The sequence below is a fragment of the Micromonospora sp. WMMD967 genome (assembly GCF_029626165.1).
GTDB lineage: Bacteria > Actinomycetota > Actinomycetes > Mycobacteriales > Micromonosporaceae > Micromonospora > Micromonospora taraxaci.
In genome coordinates, this window is record NZ_JARUBK010000001.1 from 354860 (window position 1) to 375244 (window position 20385).

Below are 20385 nucleotides of genomic sequence, written 5' to 3' on the forward strand. Positions count from 1 at the left end.
TTGGTCAGCTGTGAAGCCTTGCCGGTCTGCCGCCAGGTCAGGAGCACCGCCGCGCGGCTCAACGTGTCGGCGGCAGAGCGCACAGTGGTTTCCGCCCCCGTCCCGGCAATCGATCGGACGCCGACGGGCGTGGAGTGACTTCCTTGTCCTGACCAATTGCGAAGCAGGCGACGACGCGGGAGCCGTCAGGTGCGAGGAACAGCTGGTAGAACCAGACCGTTCCGGCGCCACCGACCTGGCCGATCAGCAACTCTCCCAAATCCTCGGCCGAGACCAGCCGGTCCAAGGCCTGGACGAATCCAAGAGTCCGGATACCGCGCGCACGCGTATGACGCTCTCGACGTCGATACATGGTGACCAGGGCTCCGATAGGTACGGCCCCGTCGAAGACCTTGAAGGCGTAGCCCGCTCGCAGAGCGTCGCGGCAGGACTCGTAGACGTCGCCGTCCGTAGCGTCGAGCAGGGCGATCAGGGTGTCTCGCTTCACCGGGCCATCCTGCCCGGTCCGTCGACGTTCCCGGCCCGGCCTCGGGCACGGCCAAATCAGGCCCCGAAGCCGACGGGCGCTTGACGTCGCCCAACAGAAGCAAGATCGACCCGTCCGCCATCTGCCCACGACCCGTCATCAACGGCTGGACTCCGCTGGACTTGACTAGATCAACGACAACGGCCCCTGATCAGCATCTCTGCTGGTCAGGGGCCGTGTCTGCACCTGGTGGCGGGTAGAGGATTCGAACCTCTGAAGCTTTCGCGACGGATTTACAGTGCGCCAATGAGATGGCGCTGAACTGCGGCTATGCCCTGAGGCAAACCTTTGGCGACACGTATGTGACACAGGGGTCACATGGCTGGCAGATACAGCCCCTCCGGCGGCACCCCGTCCGGCCAGGAGTCGGACAGGGGCGGTGCCGCTTCGATCCTTGCCTTGAGAAGGTCCACCTCTCCGCCGCTGAAGATCGCGTCGCGGAGATCCACCTCTCCGCCGCTGAAGATCGCGTCGCGGAAGCTCACTCTTCCGCCGCTGAAGGTTGCAAACCGAAAGCCCACCGATCCCCCGCTGAACGTCGTCCCGATGAACTCCGTCCGCCCGCCGCTGAACATCGCTCCGCCAAACTCCACCTTCGCACCGCTGAAGGTAGACGCGCTGAAGAAGACTGCTCCGCCGCTGAACGTCGCCCTGTCGAAGGACAGATTTCCGCCGCTGAACTTTGCTACGGCCAAGAACACCTCTCCACCGCTGAACTTCGCCTCGTAGAAGCTCACTCCGCCGCCGCTGAACGTCGCTTCCGCGAAAAACACCCTTCCGCTGCTGAATGTCGCCCCAGCGAAGGAGACCCCGCCGCCGCTGAACGTCGCACCCGTAAAAGACACAATCCTCCCGCAGAACGTCGCATCGGCGAAAGACACCTCCCCGCCGCTGAACGTCACTTCGGAGAAGTCGCCACCGTCGAAGACCGCCCCGGTGAAGTCGAAGTTGAGCCCTCGCCACGAGGTGGGCTCGTCCTTCGCGAGGCGTAGGTGCCTGCTGATCAGTCGGATCACCGTGTGGCGCACTTCTCGCTCCTCACGAGCGAGCGGGTCTCCGTGGACGGGCTCCGTCGAAGCCGCCTCACCAGTTGGCCCTACGTCACTTGAATCCTCGGCAGGCGGTGTGTATGGCATACGGAGGTAGGCACAGAGGACGTCGATACAGGTCTGTCGACCATCGCGCCAGTCGTCGGCGAGCCCGGCCATGGCGTAGACCCCGGCCAACCGCACTGCCGCCTTGTCCGAGCCGAGTTGTTCGGACGCTTTGGCGAATCGCTCGTTGAACAGCCGAATGCCGTTGCGGTCGGTTTCAGTCTTGGCTCGGCCTTCGGCTGCGTCCGCGCGGAGGTCAGCGGCGTGTGCCAACCCGTGGGCAAACTCCGCAAGCTTGTTTGCGTGCTCGGCGACGCGCTGCCGTCGGTACGCCACCACGAGAGCTGCGACGCCCCCGACACCCGCCACCACGGAGAAGACCAGCTTCAGTAGGTCAAACAGCGTGGCCGGCGTGACGGTGCTGTCCCGGCGAACGCTCGGCCAACCGGCGTACCAGAACGCACCAGCTGCCATGGCTCCTACCAAGACCACGGCAGCGGCGATGACCAGCGCGACCGATCGCCGAAGGCTCCAGAGCCGAAGCGCCGGGACGGGGTTATCCGCTGGTGAGACTGGTGACACACCAGCGCTCGTCATGGGCGGGGGCAAGGGTTGGACTTCGCGCACAGCCCCTTCCTAGCGGATCCCGGCAACTAGCAGCCCCAACCGGCTTACCGGTTTTCAAGACCAAACCCCCTCGCGGCCCTGACCTGCCTCTACGGAACCTGGATCGTGGCGGCCGACACGGACACGACACGCAGGCGGAGCAGCACTGGCACGGCCGGGGCGGCGAGGCTACCGCGGCTGCTGTAGAAGATGTGCCATGTATCGCGCCTGGAGCCTGCTCACAGTGGACGAGGCTGAACGGCAGTTCAGCGGCAACCTCGGGTATGGAGACGTCCTGGGAAGCAGCTACGTCTGGGACAGCACTGTTCCGAATCACGCCGCCGTCGAACCAGGCGACCTGGCGGTGCTGCGCAATGGCTACTTCGTGCTCGGCGTGGCCTGGATCGACGAGATACTGACCGGTACCCGCAGCAAGGTGCGGCGCCGCTGCCCCTCCTGCCGTAGCACCGCCTTCAAGACCCGCAAGCACGCAACCCCACGGTACAAGTGCTCGCCCTGCAAGCAGACCTTCGACGTTGCGACCGAGGAACAGATCGAGGTCACCGTCTACGCCGCGGACTACGAGCGCACCTGGCGGACAACGACGGACATGAGGACGACGGCACTCACCCCCGCCTACCTGTCCCAATCACAGCAGCACTCAATCCGTGAACTCAACATCGCGTACCTGCCATCACTCCTTACCGATCCCGCGGACGTGGGCCCCCTCTGGTGGACCGACGCCAGCAGCCCCAGCCTTCCTGGTGGCCACCGCCCTGTCATCGGACGAGCCCGGATCGGCCAGGAGAAGTTCCGCAAGATGCTCCAACAACGCTTCGGCAACACATGCGCCATCACCGGGCCACAACCGGCCGCGGCGATCGACGCCGCACACCTCTACCGGTATTGCGACGCCGGCCACCACGACCCGAACGGCGGACTCCTCCTCCGCCGAGACCTCCACTCGCTGTTCGACCGCTTCCTCCTTGCCATTGACCCCACAACCTGGACAGTCCGCGTTGCACCTTCACTGAGAGCCTTTCCCGGGGTGGCAAGGTTCGAAGGAGCTCCCCTCACCATCGATGCCCAGACCCGGCCAAACCCCGACTACCTCAGCGCCCACCTCACCTGGGCAGAGGACGTTTGGCACCGACAAGAAGCGGGGCTCTGAAACACCACCACGCCAGCGTCTTCCCCACCACAAGACCGGCACCTACGAGACAGCCGATCGCTCGGACCTACGCAAGCGCCTCCGGAGGGCGGTGCGAGCCACGGTCGTACCCTATGCCTGACCTCGGCGAGCGCCGGTAGTTGTGCGCCAGCCCGGGCAACTTTGGCACGCATGTGGCACGGAGCGCCGGTCGTCCTCGGGTGAAAGCGGTCCCGCGCCAGCGGTGACTCACAGGTGTCGGGGCCTGAAGCCGCATTTTGACGGCACCGAAGCGCCCCGCCGGCTCCCGCACTGTAATCACCAGGCCTCGACGATGCGCTTTAGCCACGAGAGCACGACACCGAGGATGTTCCGGTCATTTGCCTCGGTGGCCAGCAACGTAACGGACGCAACAATTAAGGATGCAATAGCGGCCCAAAGGGCGACACGGCTGATTCTATAGGTATCAGCGGATGCTCCGAGTGAGGCGACCGTCGCGAGGATTTCTCGATAGTCGCGGTCAGCTTTGATCAGCTTCTCAAACCATTTCTGTTGCCGCTCGCGAAAGTCATCATTCATGTTGATTGGCTCAAACCGTTCGCGGCCCTCCTTTTGGTCCTCCTCAACGATCCGAGGAGAGTAGTCGAGTATGAACTGGGCGTCTCCCCCATCGTGCCAGTTGCGCGTCCAGAAATCGTCGATATCCCGAGCCACACTCGTAAGGTCCAGGCTGAGCGTCAGGAGGCTACGACGCAAATAGTGGAGGCGCTTCGCTTTGAATGCGCCATGTCGCGTCCGCGCGGTGTCGCGCAGCTTCGCATACTCTGCTTCGGTTACTTCGAGGAAACCAGAAATAGCGAGGATGACCGAGAAGTTTCGGATGCGGCGATCGACTATATGGGCAATCGCACGGTTGCTGTCACCTCCATGCTCTTCAAGGTAGCCGGGTATTGCAGAAATTTTTGCCGTGTTTCCCCATAGTCCCCAGGTTCGCCTTTCCTCTAGGGCGCGGCAGAGTAGGCCATCGACAGCGCTGAGCAGGATTCCGGGGAGGCTTGGCGAGGTTCTATGCATCAAGTCGCTGGTAAACCCCAGCGCCCTTAGGGCATCGGCGATTTCTCGGCCTGCTCGGTCTTCCTGTAATGGATCAAACCCGCTCATCAGGAGTAAGTCGAGTAGAGGTTGAGGCTCCCTCTGAAACGAGAAGAATCCGGGACAGCGCTCTGCCATCCAAGACCGGGCAGCGTCGTGATAAGCGCGTCGCGCCTCCTGGGTAAGCCTAAGTGAGGCCCAGTGTCGGTTCTCTGCCTTCGGTAAGCCCCTACCCATCACAAGCTGGGGTTCATGCTTCGTGTGCCATGCGTCATCGAGCTGCCGCGCGGCTGTCTCCGTCAACCGAAACTTCGCAATCACTGCTGTCAGCCCAGCGCCGATCTGAACTGCTTTGAGCTCGATACTGTCAAAGTGGGCTGGCAAGACCTCTCTAGTCCCATCTGGAAACCAGGCTTTGCTTCCGCTTTGAGCGATTTCAGCAAGACGCCACCAGGTCCACCCTTTGCCCGATCGTGAAAGCTCCAGGTGCCGTCGATTGCTTTCGTCGGCGCGAACTAGCCGGCGACGCCGGTCCCAGTTCCCGTTCTTGATAGCGCGTTCAAGTGCTGCAAACTGGCTCGGGGGAAAGAGTTCCACCACCCAAAGGCTCGGAACATACACATGCTCACTGTCGGGAACATTTAGGTTATGTAGGAGGTCGTCCAGATCCCACGCCTTATCTCGGTCGTGGGTATTGAAAGCATGGAGGTAGCTTAGGAAATAAGTTACGAGTTCTCTCAATCTTTGTGGAACGAATTTCCAGAACCTCGATCTGAAAAATCCATCGAGCACGCGATAGGGCAGGTCATACCAGCGACGGCCCTCGCCGATTTCTGCCACTCTGGAATAATTCTCGTGGAATTTCTCCTCAGAGAATTCGAAGCGAGGATCTTTTTGGGATGATTCGACTTTGCTATGATTGGCCTCGCTCGCGCTCAGAACCTTTCCGGTCGGCGCAACATTAAGTACATCGTCTGGCTGCCCGGGTATGCTCGGCAGCGAATTCAACAGCTTGTTAGAAACCCTCTTGTAGCCCAAGCCGAGGAGTCGCCGAAAGTTTCCTACGCCGAGCCTTTTAGTCATTCTCTAAATCCGCCAGTCCTTTTGGTAGCATACTCATGCTGGTAACCACCACCTCCGCTCCGGCCGCTCGAAATGCGTCGACCTTCCAAGCTCGGTTCGCATAGCCGATCACACGCACTCCGGCCGCGTGCGCCCCTTCAATGTCGGATAGAGAGTCGCCGACCAGGACACATCGGCTTGGCGACATGCTTAGGGCATGGACCGCTTGGAGGATCGGAGCCGGGTCAGGTTTCATCTGGGCAGGGTCGGCGTATGCCCGACCGACCACCGGCGAGACGTAGGCGGCGAGACGGTGCGCTACCAGGTACGCAGTTACGGCGCTGGCCGAGTTGTTGCTGACCACACCCAGTGGCAAACCGGCTTGCCAGGCCGTCACGATGACTTCGCGGCCGTATGGCGTTGGCTCGGCAGTCTCGACTGCCCGGAGCTCGGCTGCGCAGAGCGCATCCTCTACTGCCCGCGTGGTGCCGTGGTCCCCGGCCGCTCCGGTGCGGCGCAGCACCTCAAGCGGGTCTTGCTCGCCTTCGAGATCCGGCGGCACGGCTACGCCTCGCCGTCGCAGCACCTCGACCAACTCGGCGGCAATCTGCGGTGCCGGGTAGCCGGCGAAGATGCTGCAGACCGGCCCGTCGAAGTCGAGCAGCACCGCGCCGACCTCGCCGAGCAGCCGGCCCAGGTCGGGGTTCATCCGTCGTACCGGTAGGCGATGGTCGACCACACCGAGTCGAACCATTGGCGGGAAGCCTCGACGAACTGCGTTCCGTGTGAGGCGTCATCGTCGGTTACCGCGTAGTGGAACAGCGGCACGTCCTTGCCCATCAGGTCGTAGATCGCCATCGGCTCACCCTTGATCGAGACGGTGCGCTCAACAACCGGGTAGAAGCCGTAGAAGACCTCTTCGCCGTTCAGGATGTAGAGCTTGAACAGCGGGGACGCCCGGTGCATTCGCACATCAACGGTGGCTGACCGAATGAGGCCGAGGTCGCCAAGCTCGGCGACCTGGTCAATGATGCCGTCTGCGGCCCGGCGGGTGATCCGCTCCGCGCGTTCGCGTACTGCTGGGTCGTCTGCCTGCGTCTCGGCCCGCGACGGCAACGCCATCGGCACAGCCATGTCGGAGATCAGGATCCGAACCGCGATCGTCTCCGGCGCAAGCCGGCCGACGCGCACCTTGTCGAGCGCTTCGGCGAGCGCGTCGCGCAGCGTCTCCCCGGAGAAGCCGGCGAAGTCGATGGCGACGTGAGGTCGGTCGAATGACGCTTCGATGTGCGGACGCAGCTCGACCGCGCGCTGTGTCTGCGCGCGGACGAACGCGCCGCTGCCTTGCCGGGACACGATCAGCCGCTCTGCCCGGAGCAGGTCCAAGGCTCGCTTGACCGTTTCTCGTGCGACGCCGTAGCGGGTGGCTAGTTCGGGCTGCGACGGCAGTTTGTCGCCGGGCGCGAGTCGACGCGTGAGGATGGCCGCCCGCAGCTTGTTCGCGATCTGCTGCGAGGCCTGTTTGGGGTCGTCGGGATCCAGTTCGCCGAGGAAGTCAAGGTTCTCGCTCACCTGCTCACGGTAGCGCTGACTAGCCAAGTTAGGAAAGTTCGCCGCGCCCTCTTGACCTGACTAGCCAAGCCGGCCTACGTTCATCTCGTTGCACCTGGCTAGCCAGGTACGACAGGCCGAGCGGAAGCCGGGGAAGGTGGCGCATTGCGCTGCGCATGCCCACGGGCCGGTCGTGTGGTCGTTCATTGAGAACTTCACAGCAGAAGCGCCGCGTAGATCCGTCTGCGGCATCCCCGCCTTGAGCCACACAGTGGCCGACCCCGGTAGATCCCGGGCGAGCGGGGCGAGCGGGCCGGGTCTGGCGCGCGGCATGGACTTCTGCCTCTTGATTTCTATCCGCCCGGGGTGTGGCCGATCTGGTCGCACCCCCGGGCTTTCCCCCACTTCATCGATTTACCGGAGGTTCCCCGTGCGTACGCACCTTGCCCCCGTCACCGCCGAGCCGACCGCTGGCGACCTCGCCTCGATCGACGCGGAGTGGCCGCTGATCGCGGCCGAGCTGGACCTGTTGGACGCCGAGATCAGGCTCATCTACGCCGAGGACCACGGCGGCCCGACCGAGCTGGACTGGCGGCGCTTGCGCCGGGCCGAGGCCCGCGTCACCCGCGCCGCCACCGGCAGCGCCACCCGCACCGACCCGCGCCGCGCGGCCTGATGGCCCGCATCCGCGCCGCCTTCCACGATCCGGACGGCACGCGGTACGGCATCCCCACCTACTGGTGGAAGGGTGCCCCGCCCGGCTACGCCACCCGCCGTCAACTGACCGCCACTGGCCTGCGCCCCGGTGGTCAACCCGTTGCCGCGCAGGTGCTCTGGCGCGGCGTCGGCGGCACCCGGATCGCGTACCTGTACCGGGTCGACCTGGCCGCGCCAAAGCGCACCGCGACTCCCGCGCAGCGCGCCGCGATCGACAAGGCCCTTATTGCCCGCCGGACCTGCCGCGTCTGCCGCACGGTTCGGCCGTACTTCATTCCGCGCTCGCTGGGCGAATGCCTCGCGTGCGCCTTCCCCCAGGAGGACGCAGCATGACCGCCCCCGCCATCAACGGCACCAAGTACCCGCAGCCCATCGACGAGCTGCTTCCCGCCGCCCGCACGCTCACCAAGGAGTTGGGCGAGGTTCCCTCGCGTAACCGGCTGATGACCGAGTACCGCATCGGCGCACCCAAGGCGACCGAGCTGCGTATCCGGCTGGTCGAAGAGAAGGCCCGGGAGATCGCCGCCCGTGATACCACGACCTACAACCTGGTTCGGGGTGGGACCGGCGGCGCGACTGACGCCGATGTCGCCGACGCGGCCCGCCGGGTCGCTGCCGACCCGACCGCCTCTGACTACCTGCGGGAAACGGCGCGCGACGTGCTCGCGGATACCGCCCCGGATCCCCTGCCGGCCCCGGTCGTACCCGAGTCCACGCCGCCGGCCGCACCGGACCCGGCCCCCGTACCGGAGATCACGCCGGCCGACCCGCCGGCCGAGGTCACGCCGGTCAGTCACCCGGACACGCCCGCCGCGCCCGCGCCGGTCCGGTCGGCGGTGGTGTGGCCGGTGGTGCTGCTGGCGCTGCCGGCGTTCGTCGCGATCTGGTCCGGGTGGGTCGGGTTGGGCGGATTCACCGGGTTCGGCATCGTGCACCCGCTCCCGGGAATCTGGGACAGCTTCTCCATCAACTCGGCGATCACGCTCCCGATCGGGGTGGAGACGTACGGCGCTTACGCGCTCTACGTGTGGCTGTCCGGTCGGGTGCCCGAGCGGGCACGCCGGTTCGCCAAGTGGTCCGCCCTCGGTTCCCTCGCCATCGGCGCGCTCGGGCAGGTCGCCTACCACCTGTTGGAGGCCGCCGGGGTCACCTCGGCCCCGTGGTGGATCACCACCGCCGTTGCCTGCCTGCCCGTCGCGGTGCTCGGCATGGGGGCGGCTCTGGCGCACCTGGTGCGCACGCACGACTAGTTCCGCCCGGCGGCACGGCCCCTGGCTTCCCAACCTGCGCCGTGCCGCCGGCCCCCTCTTGCCGATCTCCCGACCGTTGGAGGAACACCCATCATGACGTCCCCCCGAGATGACGACCGTTTCGACTGGCAGGCCGCCGAGCACGACCTGACCAATCCGACCGCCGCCGGCCCGGATGCCGAGGTGGTCGACCTGGACGACGCCCGCGCCCGCCGGGTGCCGCGCCCCCGCCCGCCGGCCGACGCCGACGACACGGGCGAGGACGACGGCACCGAGGACGCCGAGACGGTCGACGACGGGCCGGAGCGCCTTGGCGGCCTGGTCGACACGGCCGAGGACATCCCGCCGGACGTGTTGGCCCGGCAGCGGGAGCGCCGGCCGATCCTGGCCGAGTGGGCGCGTTCGTGGCGCGGCCTGCGCGCCGCCGCACGGCACCAGAGCAAGGACGCCGGCTACGTCACCGCCTACCACGCGGTGCGGCTGCCGAAGTACGCCGCGAGAACCCTTGTGTGGGCACCGGTCGGGCTGTTCCGCGGCCTCGGTCGGGCGGTGCACTGGGCCACCGCCGAAGAGGGCAACTGGCACTTGCGGCAGGCCGCCGCGACCCGTGGTGAGGCCGACGTGTGGCTCAAGCTGGACGCCCGCCGGCAGCGCCAAAGCGTGTGGCGGTGGTGGGTCCTCGCCGCCGGTGCCGGCGCGACCGTGGCCGGCGCGATCGTTCTCGCAGTCGGCCCGCCGTGGTGGCGCTACGTTGCCCTTGCCGTGGTGGTGCCGCTGCTGGCCACCCTCGGTCGACCGGCGGACAAGCCGCTCACCGACCGGGTCACCGAAGGCACCCGCTACCGCAAGCTCACCGCCGACCTCGTGCGCCGGGCGTTGACCTCGTTGCAAATGGCCGCGATCAACAGCGCGGTTGCCAAGGACCCGAAGGCGATCAGCTTCCCGGTAGACATTCACCGCGACGGCCCCGGGCACCTCGCGGTGGTCGACCTGCCGTACGGGGTGGAGGCCGCCGAGGTCGTCGCCCGGCGCGGCCGGCTGGCCTCAGCGATGCGGCTACCCCTCGACCAGGTGTGGCCCGAGCCGGCACCCGGTCACACGGGCCGACTGGCGCTGTGGGTTGGGTATGAGCCGGCGTCGCAGATGAAGCAACCCGCGTGGCCGCTGCTGTCGGAGTCGGCGAAGGTGGACGTGTTCAAGGCGTTCCCGTTCGCCACCACGCCCCGCCTCGACACGGTTGCGGTAGACCTGATGTTCCGCAACTACCTGTTCGGCGGGCAGCCCGGGTCGGGTAAGACGTTCGCGTTGCGGGATCTGATCCTGGCCGCCGCCCTCGACGCCCGCACCGAGGTCCGAGGCTACGAACTCAAGGGCGTCGGGGACTTCGCCGTGTTGGAGCCGGTCATGGCTGAGTACGGCAACGGCTTCGATGACGACACCCTCGCCCGCTGCTTCGCCTTCATTGAGTGGCTGTATGAGGAGTGCCGCCGCCGGTCTAAGCGCATCGAGCACTACGCCCGCCTTGGCAAGGCCCCGGAGAACAAGGTCACGCCGGAACTGGCGTCGCTCAAGGGGTCGGGGCTTCACCCGCTGGTGGCGTGGTTCGATGAGCTGCAAGAGCTGATGACCAGCAAGTACGGCAAAGACGCCGGAGAGATCCTGGAAAAGGTCATCAAGCTCGGCCGGGCGCTCGGGGTGATCATCCTGATCGGTACGCAGATCCCGGACAAGGACAGCTTGCCGACCGGCATCACCCGCAACGTCAACTCCCGGTTCTGCCTGTCCGTGGCCGATCAGACCGCGAACGACATGATCCTTGGGACGTCGGCGTACAAGAACGGCTACCGGGCGACGGTCTTCCAGCCGGTGGCCGAGGCCGGGTGGGGCATCCTGCGTGGCTTCGGGGCGAAGGCGTCGGCGGTGCGGTCGTTCTACGTCGACACCACCGCCGCCGCCCGCATCGTCGCCCGCGCCGTCGCGCTGCGCACCACGGCCGGGACGCTGCCGAAGCTGGACGAGCAGACCCGCGACGTGGCCCCGGTCGCGGACGTCCTCGGGGACCTGGCGCGCGTGTGGCCGGGCGATGAAAAGGCCGTGTGGAACGAGACGCTGTGCGCGCTGCTGGCCGAGCTGCGGCCCGACGTGTACGGCGGGTGGGAGGCGGCACAGCTCACCACCGCGCTCAAGCCCCACCCCCTCGTGAAGGTCGGCGACGTGGGCCGGCGCATCGACGGGAAGGCCACCACCCGGCGCGGCATCAAGCACCCCGACGTGCTCGCCGCGATCGCGGAGCGTGACCGGAAGCGGTCCGCCGGCTAACCGCCTCTGGGGGTGCTAGCGCTAGCGGCCCGTCCTGCTAGCGCTAGCACCCTCGCTAGCACCCGATCCGAATCATGAGCTGCGACCTAGCAGATAGCAGCTCACGGCCCCGTGTACCCAAAAACCGGCCCGGGAGGCACTTGTGAACCCCCACCTGACCGCCGCTATCGTCCTCGCCGCGATCCCCGCCCTGATCACGCTCGGTTACGCCGGGCTGTGCTGGGTCAAGCCCGTCAAGACCTGCCAGCGGTGCGCCGGCACCGGCCGCATCACCACCCGCGTGCTCCACCGGCCGCGTGCCTGTCGGCGCTGCGACCGAGGCAATCGGTTGCGCACGGGCCGACGCGTCTACAACCACTTTCACCGGCTGCGCGCCGAGGCGAACCGATGAACCGCCGCACCCGCGACGGGCACACCGAGTGGTGCGGCAAGGACCACCGCTGCGGCCTCGGTGAGCACCGCTCGGAAGAGATCGTTGTCGACGTCGCCGGCCGCTCCCGTGCCGTCCTGGTGCGGGTGCGCACCGCCACCGGGCGGGAGCACGCCGAGGTCCGCGTCAGGGTCGCGCTTGCCCCGTCCGAGGTGGCCGCGCGCCGGCAGTTGGTCGGGTTGCTCGGGGACCTGCGGCACGCCGTCACGCGGGCCGCGATCACCGCCCGGCCGCGACCGAGGCGGGCCGGCTGATGGAGGTGTGGCTCAGCGGCACCCGCGCCGAGCTGGACGCCGCCACCGCCGCTCTCGCTGACCTCGGGCACGTCATCCAACAGGGCCAACGGTGGCCGATGGGCGGTGCGGATGCCGGCCGCTACCGCCTGTACCTGCGGCTTGCCGTCGCCACCCCCGCCCGTACCCGCCCGGCACCCGACGCCGGAGGTGAGCTGATCGACCTCACCGCCGCCCGCGCTCTGCGTCGCCCCGCCTGAACAGGAGCACTCATGTCTGAACTGCTCACCGCCGCGCTCGCACACGCCGCGCGCGGCTGGCACGTCTTCCCGCTACGCCCCGACGACAAGCGACCCGCCTTCCCCGACCACACCGCCGACCAGTGCACCGGCCGCGACCCGCGCTGCCGCACCGCCGGGCACGTCGGGTGGGAAGCACGGGCCACCACCGACCCGGCCCGCATCCGCCGGGCATGGACGCACCGCCCGTACGGCATCGGGTTGGCCTGCGGCCCGTCCCTACTGGTCGTGGTCGACCTCGACCGGCCCAAGGACAACACCACCGGACCGACCGGGCTGGACACCCTCGCCGACCTGGCCGCCACGCACGGAACGGTCATCGAACCGACGTACACCGCGACGACCGGGGGAGGCGGCACCCACCTCTACTACCAGCATCCCGGCGACGGGCCGGCACTGCGCAACACCGCCGGCACGCTCGGGCCGCTGGTCGACACCCGCGCCCACGGCGGCTACGTCGTCGCCGCCGGGTCGACGGTCAACGGACGGCCCTACCGGGTCGACCTCGACACCGACCCCGCCCCGCTGCCCGGGTGGCTGGCCGCCCTGTTGGCACCGGCGCCGCTACCGCCGCAACGCCCGGTGGTGATGTCCCTGCCGACCGACCGCAGCGGCGCGTACGTCCGGGCCGCGATCACCCGGGAAGCCGACCGGGTGACCACCGCTCCGGCAGGGGAGCGCAACCGGGCGCTCTACATCGCTGCCGTGGCCCTCGGGCAGCTCGTGGCGGGCGGGTCGCTCACCGAGGCGGACGCGTCGGGAGTGCTGGAACAGGCCGCAGCATCCGCCGGGTTGGGCAGCGTCGAAACCGCGCGCACCATCCGATCCGGGCTGGCCGCCGGTGCCCGCCGACCCCGGCAGGTGGCCGCATGAGCCCAGAGCCGCTGAACGTGTTGGAGCTGTTCGCCGGTATCGGCGGGCTGTCGCTGGGGTTGCAGCGGGCAGGGATGCGGATCGTCGGTCACGTCGAGATCAACCCGTTCTGCCGCGCCGTCCTGCACAAGCACTGGCCGGAGGTGCCCTGCCATGACGACGTCCGCACTGCCGCCGCATGGTGGCACTCCCGGCCCCGGCCCCGTGTCGACGTCGTCGCGGGCGGCTACCCGTGCCAGCCGGAGAGCAGCGCCGGTAAGGGACTCAGCCACACCGACGAGCGGTGGTTGTGGCCCGCGATGGCCCGAGTCGTCCACGCGACCCGACCCCGCTACGTCATCGGAGAGAACGTCCTGGGCCACCGTTCCCGGGGACTTCGTTTCGTGCTCCGAGACCTCGACCGCCTCGGATACACCGCCCGCGCCGGAGTCATCCGCGCTTGCGAGATGGGCGCCGCACACCCACGCGCCCGCCTGTTCGTCCTGGCCCACGCCCAAGGCAGCCGACGCCCGCCGAGGTGCCTTGAGCCCGGCTGGACTGGCCCGACGCCGCGCCGCCAACAAGACCGGGGTGAACATCCCCGACCTGATCGGTGGCCGACCGAACCCGCAGTGGATCGAGTGGCTTATGGGCTTCCCGACCGGGTGGACCGACTTGCAGCCCTCGGCAACGCCGTCGTCCCCGCCGTCGCCGAACACATCGGCCGCCTCATCCTCGACCACCACGAAAGCAGGTGACCCCATGACACCCGCACGTCTGCACCTGGTCACCGACCACCCCGACGCCACCAACGAGCCGACCTCGGGCGGGCCGCTGTGGGATGTTCCAGTGCCCTTGACCGGGCCGAGCACCGCGCCGCCGCCGTTCCCGGTCGACGTGTTCCCCCGCTGGCTCGGCGACATGGTGACCGGCGTCGCCCGGTTCACCCAGACCGACCCCGCGATGGCCGGCACCCTCGCCGCCGCCGTGCTGTCCGCCTGCGCGGGTGGCCGGTTGGAGGTGGAGCCGGTCGGCGGGTGGCGGGAGCCGGTGAACGTGTTCGCCGCCGTCATCGCCGGCCCCGGCGAGCGGAAGTCGCCTGTTCACCGGGCGATGACCGCACCGCTGTTCGCCGCACAGTCGACGCTCGGCGAGGCGATGCGGCCCCGGATCGCCGAGGCTGCCGCGTTGCGGGACATCGCCGACCGGCACGCCGAACAGGCCAAGGCACAGGCAGCTAAGGCCAGCGACCCGAGCAAGCGCGATGAGGCCGCCGCCGAGGCGGTAGCCGCCGCGATCGCGGCCGAGGCGATCACCGTTCCCGGCCTGCCCCGCCTGATCGTGGACGACGCCACCCCGGAAGCCCTGATAGGGCTGATGGCCGCCAACGGCGGACGCATGGCGATCATCAGCGATGAAGGCGGGATCTTCGACACCCTCGCCGGCCGCTACTCCGGTGCGCCGAACCTTGATCCCTACCTCAAGGGCCACGCGGGGCAGCCGATGAGCAACGAACGGCAGACCCGCGAGGGAGCCTCGGTCGACAAACCCGCGCTGACCGTGTGCGTGATGGCGCAACCCTCAGTGCTGCGCAAGTTCGGCGGCAATGCCGACCTGGCCGGGCGTGGCCTGCCGGCCCGGTTTCTGTTCGCACTGCCCCGGTCCCTCGCGGGGTATCGGTTGGTGGATACCGAGCCGGTGCCCGAGGCGGTGACGGGCGGCTACCGGCACCGGGTACACGACCTGGCCGCCACCCTCGCCGATTGGGAAGACCCCGCCGTGGTCACCCTCACCCCCGAGGCCGGGCGGGTACGGCTGGCCGCAGCCCAGGAGGTGGAAGCACAACTACGCCCCGGCGGGACGCTGCACGACATGCGCGAGTGGGGCAACAAGCTCTCCGGCGCAACGCTGCGCCTAGCCGGCCTGTTGCACGTCGCCCACCACCCCGCCGACGCGTGGCGACGCCCCATCGACGCCGACCGGATGACCGACGCCGTGAGGCTCGCGGAGTTCTTCGCGGCGCACTACCGAGCGGCGCTGACCACGATCGGCAGCGACACCGCGATCGAGAACGCTCGGTACGTGCTCGGCGTGCTCACCAACAAGGGCATGACCACGTTCACCCGCCGGGAACTGCACCGCAAGGTGTCCCGCCGGCTCCCGAAGTCCGACGAGGTGTCGGCGGTGCTCGCGGAGTTGGCCGCACTCGGGTGGGTCCGCAGCGGGCCGGACGGCCGGTACGAACTGCACCCCCGCGCCGTCGCAGAGGCCCCCGGAAGCGTTGACACGTTGACACCGGTCCCGGCCGGCGACGTTTCCCCAGCTCAGGACACGTCCGAGGGTGTCAACGCCCCCCGTTGACAGGCGTTGACAGGCGTTGACAATCCGCCGCCGGCCCAACCGGTGTCAACGGGTGTCAACGCCTGTCAACGCCCCCCCGTTGACAGCACCCCACCCGCCTTCACCTGCGGAAACGCTCGCCCGGCCGCCGATTGTCAACGTGTCAACGCCTCCCGCCCCCTCCCGGCAGCGCCGGACGCCCGACCCGGCCGCCGGCACCCCCGAAACGGCCCGCTGAGAGCGCCTGGAAGCACTAGGCCCTACGCCTTACACCAGGACGCTCCGAATCTTGGCTCTACGGCGCTCTCAGCGGGCCGCCCTACGCCCTTCTGCCGCGATGCCTAAGCGACCCTCCATACGCGACCCGCACCGACCGGAAGGCGCTCACCGTGCGAATCAGGCTGCACGGCACACCCGCTGAAACAGCCGCAGCGCTCGCCGACATCGCCCAAGTGCTGCACATCCAGCAGGTCAGCCGGCCCTACCCCGACCGCCGATCCCCCACTGTTCCAGCGCATCGACCTCCACGCCACCCCGAGGGAGGACACCCGACCATGACCACCGCCCGCCGCACCCCGACCGGGAACCTGCTCACCCTCGCCGAAGTCCTGGACGAACTGCGCGTACCCCGGTCGACCTTCTTCCGCTGGAAGGCCACCGGCCGCGCCCCCCGAACGATCAAGTACCCGAACGGCAGCCTGTACGTCCGTCGCCGCGACCTGGACAACTGGCTCAACGACCACGAAGAGGCAGCATGAGCACCTACGACGTACGGGTCTACAGCATCCAGAAACGGCAGCTCACCAAGGGCTTTTCCTACGGCGTGCGGTGGAAGGTCGCCGGCAGGCCGTTCCGCGACACGTTCGCCACCCGAGCACTGGCCGAGAGCTTCCGATCCAAGCTCGTGGTGTCCCAGCGGGAAGGCGTCGCGTTCGATGAGGCCAGCGGCCTGCCCGAGCCGATGGCGCGCGCGCTCAACGCCCGGTCGTGGTACGAGCACGCGGTGGCCTACGTCGACATGAAGTGGCCGCGCGCGTCGGCGAAGCACCGCAAGGGCATCGCCGAGACGCTGGCCACCGTCACTCCGGCGCTGCTGGCGACCGACCGAGGCGCGCCGAGCGAGAAGGCGATGCGGGCCGCGCTCTATGGGTGGGTGTTCAACAGGACTCGCCGAGACGCTGGCGAGCCGCCCGCCCACCTGGCCGCCGCCGTGCGCTGGCTCAAGGCCAACACCGTCGACCTGACGGCGCTCGCCGACGCTGCCCTGGTGCGGAAGGCGCTCGACACGCTTGCCCTGCGAATGGACGGTGCGCCCGCGTCGCCCAGCACGATCGCCCGCAAGCGGGCCGTCTTCTCCGGCGCCCTCAAATACGCCGTTGAGCTGCGGCTACTCGACGCGCATCCGATGACCCTGGTGAGTTGGACCGCGCCGAAAATGGCCGATGAGGTCGACCGGGGAGCGGTGGTCAACCCCGATCAGGTTCGGGCGCTGCTCGCCGAGGTGGGGCGCAGCGTGCCCGAGTTGGAAGCGTTCTTCGGGTGCATGTACTACGCCGCGCTGCGGCCCGAGGAAGTGCTCCACCTGCGCGAAGACGAGTACGAGCGGCCGGCCCAGCTTGGGGGGTGGGGCGTGCTACACCTGACCGGCTCGACGGTGGCCGTAGGTCGGGACTGGGGCGACGGAGACGACACCGCCGAGGACCGAGGGCTCAAGCACCGGGCGAAGGCAGCGACCCGGGACGTACCCGTCGCGCCGCCGCTCGTGCGGCTGCTCGACCACCACATCAAGGAGTACCCGCCGGGATCGAACGGCAAGCTGTTCGTGACCCGACGCGGCCCCGGCGGGCGGTACGTGCCCACCGCCGGGCAACCTATCCCGAACAACACCTACGGGAAGGCGTGGCGCGACGCGCGGGCAAAGGTGCTCACCCCGGCTCAGCAGCGTTCCCCGCTGGCGCGGCGACCGTACGACCTGCGGCACGCCGCCGTGTCGCTCTGGCTCAACGCCGGGGTGCCGGCAACCCAGGTCGCCGAATGGGCCGGGCACAGCGTGCACGTCCTCATGCGGGTTTACGCGAAGTGCGTTCATGGCCAAGACGAGGCCGCCAAACACCGCATTGAGGCCGCACTGACGCGAACACCTACTAACCGCTACAACTAGGAAGCCACGTCTTTGTGAAAGGCGTAAACCACGTCGGCTTTCGCTTCCGAGAAAGCCTTGGACGTTGAACCCTCAGCCAAACCATCGAGCGCCTTAAATAACTTGCCCGTCAAGGTATAGACCGACGGGCCGGCCAGCACGGCAATCTCCGCTTGAAGCGCCAAGAGCCGTTGGGCGGATTCCCACATCGAGACCTTTGCCGCTTGCTGTCCCTCAGGCGTGTCGGCAAGTAACGAAACGTCGAGGGCCGCAACGAACGCTATTTCGAGCTCGACGAGGAACTTGCTGTACAGCACCTGCTTGGCCGCTACGAGAGCGCGGCGATCCTCCGCTGCGGTCTGGTGCTTGAGGGTTGCTAGCTGGATCTCTTGAGCTCGAACCCCCGACCGGGAAGCAAGTTGCCCACTGACAACTACCGCCAACGCTCCAACCACTGCACCGAAGGCCGTCCCGGCTGGTGCCAGCCACTCCCACGCCATCCGAACATCCTGCCGGGATACCAGGGGCAAGATCAGGCGGTGACACGTATGTGACACAACCAGCGAGATCGAGCGGGCTAGAGCGGGACTGAGTGAGACTCACAAAAGAGGCCCCTGACCGGCGTTCGCGCTGGTCAGGGGCCTCTTTTAGCACCTGGTGGCGGGTAGAGGATTCGAACCTCTGAAGCTTTCGCGACGGATTTACAGTCCGCTCCCATTGGCCGCTCGGGCAACCCGCCAGGGCACCCCACCGCGTCGTAACGCGGCGGCGGAAGCAAGGATAGCGGCTCCACCCGGCAGCCACGCAACCGGGTACGGTCAGGGGGTCGTGCCGCTGGTCGGCGGCCGACGGCAGGCCCAGACCGCCGGACAGCAGGAGCAGAAACATGGCAGCGAACCCGTCGTTCGACATCGTGAGCAAGGTCGACCGCCAGGAGGTCGACAACGCCCTTCGGCAGGCGGAGAAGGAGCTTGCGACGCGGTTCGACTTCCGCGGCACCGGCGCCGAGATCTCCTGGTCCGGCGAGGAGGCGATCGGTCTTCAGGCGGAGACCGAGGAGCGTGTCCGTGCCGCCTTGGACGTGTTCAAGGAGAAGTTGGTCAAGCGGAACATTTCGCTGAAATCGTTGGACGCCGGCGAGCCGCGTCCGTCTGGCAAGATCTTCAAGATCGACTGCAAGGTCATCCAGGGCATCGAGACGGACAAGGCCAAGGCGATCAGCAAGAAGATCCGCGACGAGGGCCCCAAGGGCGTGCAGGCTCAGATCCAGGGCGACCAGCTGCGAGTCACCGGCAAGAAGCGGGACGACCTCCAGGCGGTCATCGCACTGCTCAAGGGCGAGGACTTCGGCGTCGCCCTCCAGTTCAACAACTACCGGTAGGGCGGGACGACCAGCCCGCCCGGTAAGGCGCTGCCTGGGCACACCGCCGCTCCTGGTCGTCGCTGGTCGGCCGATCGGCCTCCGACGGCCCGGCGCGGGGTCGGTGTGAGCTCCGGCCTGGCAACGTTGCCCGGATGACCGCCCAGACACACTGGCAGGCGTGGCATGAGCCCTATGCCGATGAAGCGTCCCCGCTGTCGCGTCGACTGCGCCTGGTGCAGCAGCACATCGCGTCGTGGCTCGAGCAGCGTTCCGACGAGCGGCTGACCGCGGTGAGCGTGTGTGCGGGGCAGGGCCATGACCTCATCGGCGTCCTCGCCTCAAGGTCTGATGCTCAGCGCGTACACGCGACCCTTCTTGAGTACGACGCGGGCAATGTGTCGGCCGCTCAGGCCGCCGCCGCGCAGGCCGGCCTCTCCACCATCGCGATCGGGCAGGCAGACGCGGGCCGGCTGTCGTCGTACGTGGGGGTGGTTCCGGCCGACCTGCTGCTCATGGTCGGGGTTTTCGGCAACATCTCGGACGCCGACGTAGAGCGAACCGTTGCCGCCCTACCCCAGATCTGCGCCGAGGGCGCCACCGTGATCTGGACCAGGACGCGACGCGACCCGGACCTGACCCCGGCGGTACGCGGGTGGTTTCGGAATGCCGGCTTCGTGGAGCAGGCATTCCACGCTCCGGACGGCGTTCGATTCTCTGTCGGCGTTCACCGTTTCGAAGGCGCTCCGCTGCCCCTGGAACCTGCGGGAACCCTCTTCACGTTCCTGCGTTGACGCCAGCAGGTCGCTGCCCGAGATCCGCCGACCGAACTATGTGGCGGTTCGGGTCACCGAGCGCCAAGCGTCGTAGGCCCAACCGAAGTCCCCCGAGTGCGTGTCGGTGAAGACGTCTCCAGGTACGTCTCGTCGGTGAAGGTGTAGCCGTGAAGAGCGGAACCGACATCGCCGTCGTGGTGGTAGACCAAGGCGGCACGATGACCGATTCCACCTCGGCCGCCCTCGCCCATCTTGACCGTCGGGTCTGGCGGTAGCTGGGCATCGAGCGAGGCGATGATGTCGACCCCATCGGCGCACCGCCACGGCACGCCGAGCACGACCAGGATCGTGCGGCCGGGCGTACACCAGGTTGCGCCGCCGTCTGTGGCGCGCTCAGCCGTCCAGTCACCGTAGAGATCGATCGACCAACCGTCACCCAGATCCCGCCGCACGCCCTAATACTGCACCGGCAGTGCGCGCGGTACGCCGATGCGACCGCCCGCGCCGCATGCTCGTCGCCAAGATCCGCGCAACATCAGGGATATTGGTGTCTCCCGCACGTCCGAGGCAGCAACATCCGGGAAGTTG

The 20385-nt window shown here is 67.9% G+C and carries 21 protein-coding genes and 1 tRNA gene; 14 read left to right on the plus strand and 8 right to left on the minus strand.

Going from position 1 to position 20385, the window contains the following annotated elements:
- Positions 1 to 58: 58 nt before the first annotated feature.
- Both O7631_RS01705 and O7631_RS01710 read right to left on the minus strand, forming a co-directional pair.
- Positions 59 to 487, minus strand: coding sequence for a hypothetical protein (locus O7631_RS01705; protein WP_278142700.1), 429 nt, complete (start codon positions 485 to 487; stop codon positions 59 to 61).
- Between the two features lie 353 nt (positions 488 to 840).
- Positions 841 to 2094, minus strand: a complete 1254-nt coding sequence (locus tag O7631_RS01710) for a pentapeptide repeat-containing protein (protein ID WP_278142701.1) — start codon at positions 2092 to 2094, stop codon at positions 841 to 843.
- 349 nt (positions 2095 to 2443) lie between these two features.
- On the opposite strand from O7631_RS01710, the gene O7631_RS01715 reads away from it, so the two are divergent.
- The gene (locus O7631_RS01715; RefSeq protein ID WP_278142702.1) at positions 2444 to 3397 is read left to right on the plus strand and encodes an HNH endonuclease signature motif containing protein; all 954 of its coding nucleotides are present in this window, start codon (positions 2444 to 2446) and stop codon (positions 3395 to 3397) included.
- 297 nt (positions 3398 to 3694) lie between these two features.
- On the opposite strand, the gene O7631_RS01720 is transcribed toward O7631_RS01715, so the two are convergent.
- From O7631_RS01720 to O7631_RS01730, 3 genes are read right to left on the minus strand one after another with little or no spacing between them, the layout of a single operon-like run.
- Positions 3695 to 5551, minus strand: coding sequence for a hypothetical protein (locus O7631_RS01720; protein WP_278142703.1), 1857 nt, complete (start codon positions 5549 to 5551; stop codon positions 3695 to 3697).
- Positions 5544 to 6239, minus strand: coding sequence for an HAD family phosphatase (locus O7631_RS01725; RefSeq protein ID WP_278142704.1), 696 nt, complete (start codon positions 6237 to 6239; stop codon positions 5544 to 5546). Before O7631_RS01725 ends, O7631_RS01720 begins: the two co-directional genes overlap by 8 nt.
- Positions 6236 to 7102 (minus strand): GntR family transcriptional regulator, encoded by an 867-nt coding sequence (locus tag O7631_RS01730; protein WP_278142705.1) that lies wholly within the window; start codon positions 7100 to 7102, stop codon positions 6236 to 6238. Before O7631_RS01730 ends, O7631_RS01725 begins: the two co-directional genes overlap by 4 nt.
- Before the next feature lie 409 nt (positions 7103 to 7511).
- On the opposite strand from O7631_RS01730, the gene O7631_RS01735 reads away from it, so the two are divergent.
- The 11 genes from O7631_RS01735 to O7631_RS01785 all read left to right on the plus strand — a co-directional run bounded on the left by O7631_RS01735 (position 7512) and on the right by O7631_RS01785 (position 17682).
- Complete coding sequence (locus O7631_RS01735; RefSeq protein WP_278142706.1) at positions 7512 to 7757, plus strand: DUF6284 family protein; 246 nt, start codon at positions 7512 to 7514, stop codon at positions 7755 to 7757.
- Positions 7757 to 8131: an RRQRL motif-containing zinc-binding protein gene (locus tag O7631_RS01740; protein ID WP_278142707.1), complete on the plus strand. Its 375-nt coding sequence runs from the start codon at positions 7757 to 7759 to the stop codon at positions 8129 to 8131. The genes O7631_RS01735 and O7631_RS01740 overlap by 1 nt, the downstream gene beginning before the upstream one ends.
- Positions 8128 to 9048, plus strand: coding sequence for an ABC transporter permease (locus O7631_RS01745; protein ID WP_278142708.1), 921 nt, complete (start codon positions 8128 to 8130; stop codon positions 9046 to 9048). Before O7631_RS01740 ends, O7631_RS01745 begins: the two co-directional genes overlap by 4 nt.
- A 93-nt stretch (positions 9049 to 9141) precedes the next feature.
- A complete protein-coding gene (locus tag O7631_RS01750; RefSeq protein ID WP_278142709.1) occupies positions 9142 to 11367 on the plus strand; it encodes a cell division protein FtsK in 2226 nt (741 codons plus the stop codon).
- Between the two features lie 387 nt (positions 11368 to 11754).
- Positions 11755 to 12051, plus strand: coding sequence for a hypothetical protein (locus tag O7631_RS01755; protein ID WP_278142710.1), 297 nt, complete (start codon positions 11755 to 11757; stop codon positions 12049 to 12051).
- A complete protein-coding gene (locus tag O7631_RS01760; RefSeq protein ID WP_278142711.1) occupies positions 12051 to 12290 on the plus strand; it encodes a hypothetical protein in 240 nt (79 codons plus the stop codon). Before O7631_RS01755 ends, O7631_RS01760 begins: the two co-directional genes overlap by 1 nt.
- 12 nt (positions 12291 to 12302) lie before the next feature.
- Entirely contained in the window at positions 12303 to 13202 is a 900-nt protein-coding gene (locus tag O7631_RS01765; protein WP_278142712.1) for a bifunctional DNA primase/polymerase, read from the plus strand.
- Positions 13199 to 13939 carry a DNA cytosine methyltransferase gene (locus tag O7631_RS01770; RefSeq protein WP_278142713.1) on the plus strand — a complete coding sequence of 247 codons (741 nt, stop codon included), beginning with the start codon at positions 13199 to 13201 and terminating at the stop codon, positions 13937 to 13939. The genes O7631_RS01765 and O7631_RS01770 overlap by 4 nt, the downstream gene beginning before the upstream one ends.
- A 4-nt stretch (positions 13940 to 13943) precedes the next feature.
- A complete protein-coding gene (locus O7631_RS01775) occupies positions 13944 to 15542 on the plus strand; it encodes a YfjI family protein (RefSeq protein WP_278142714.1) in 1599 nt (532 codons plus the stop codon).
- A 533-nt stretch (positions 15543 to 16075) separates the two neighbouring features.
- Complete coding sequence (locus O7631_RS01780; RefSeq protein ID WP_187691360.1) at positions 16076 to 16279, plus strand: helix-turn-helix domain-containing protein; 204 nt, start codon at positions 16076 to 16078, stop codon at positions 16277 to 16279.
- On the plus strand, positions 16276 to 17682 hold the full coding sequence (locus tag O7631_RS01785) for a tyrosine-type recombinase/integrase (protein ID WP_278142715.1): 1407 nt from the start codon (positions 16276 to 16278) through the stop codon (positions 17680 to 17682). Before O7631_RS01780 ends, O7631_RS01785 begins: the two co-directional genes overlap by 4 nt.
- Here O7631_RS01785 and O7631_RS01790 read toward each other — a convergent pair.
- Positions 17679 to 18161 (minus strand): hypothetical protein, encoded by a 483-nt coding sequence (locus O7631_RS01790; RefSeq protein ID WP_278142716.1) that lies wholly within the window; start codon positions 18159 to 18161, stop codon positions 17679 to 17681. The two genes, O7631_RS01785 and O7631_RS01790, sit on opposite strands and share 4 nt — an antisense overlap.
- 155 nt (positions 18162 to 18316) lie before the next feature.
- A tRNA-Tyr gene (locus O7631_RS01795) sits at positions 18317 to 18400 on the minus strand.
- Positions 18401 to 18547: 147 nt separating this feature from the next.
- Between O7631_RS01795 and O7631_RS01800 the strand changes: the two genes are divergently transcribed.
- Entirely contained in the window at positions 18548 to 19042 is a 495-nt protein-coding gene (locus tag O7631_RS01800) for a YajQ family cyclic di-GMP-binding protein (RefSeq protein ID WP_088987555.1), read from the plus strand.
- Positions 19043 to 19176: 134 nt separating this feature from the next.
- Positions 19177 to 19815, plus strand: coding sequence for a class I SAM-dependent methyltransferase family protein (locus O7631_RS01805; RefSeq protein WP_278142717.1), 639 nt, complete (start codon positions 19177 to 19179; stop codon positions 19813 to 19815).
- Positions 19816 to 19868: 53 nt separating this feature from the next.
- On the opposite strand, the gene O7631_RS01810 is transcribed toward O7631_RS01805, so the two are convergent.
- On the minus strand, positions 19869 to 20249 hold the full coding sequence (locus O7631_RS01810) for a hypothetical protein (RefSeq protein ID WP_278142718.1): 381 nt from the start codon (positions 20247 to 20249) through the stop codon (positions 19869 to 19871).
- Between the last annotated feature and the right edge of the window lie 136 nt (positions 20250 to 20385).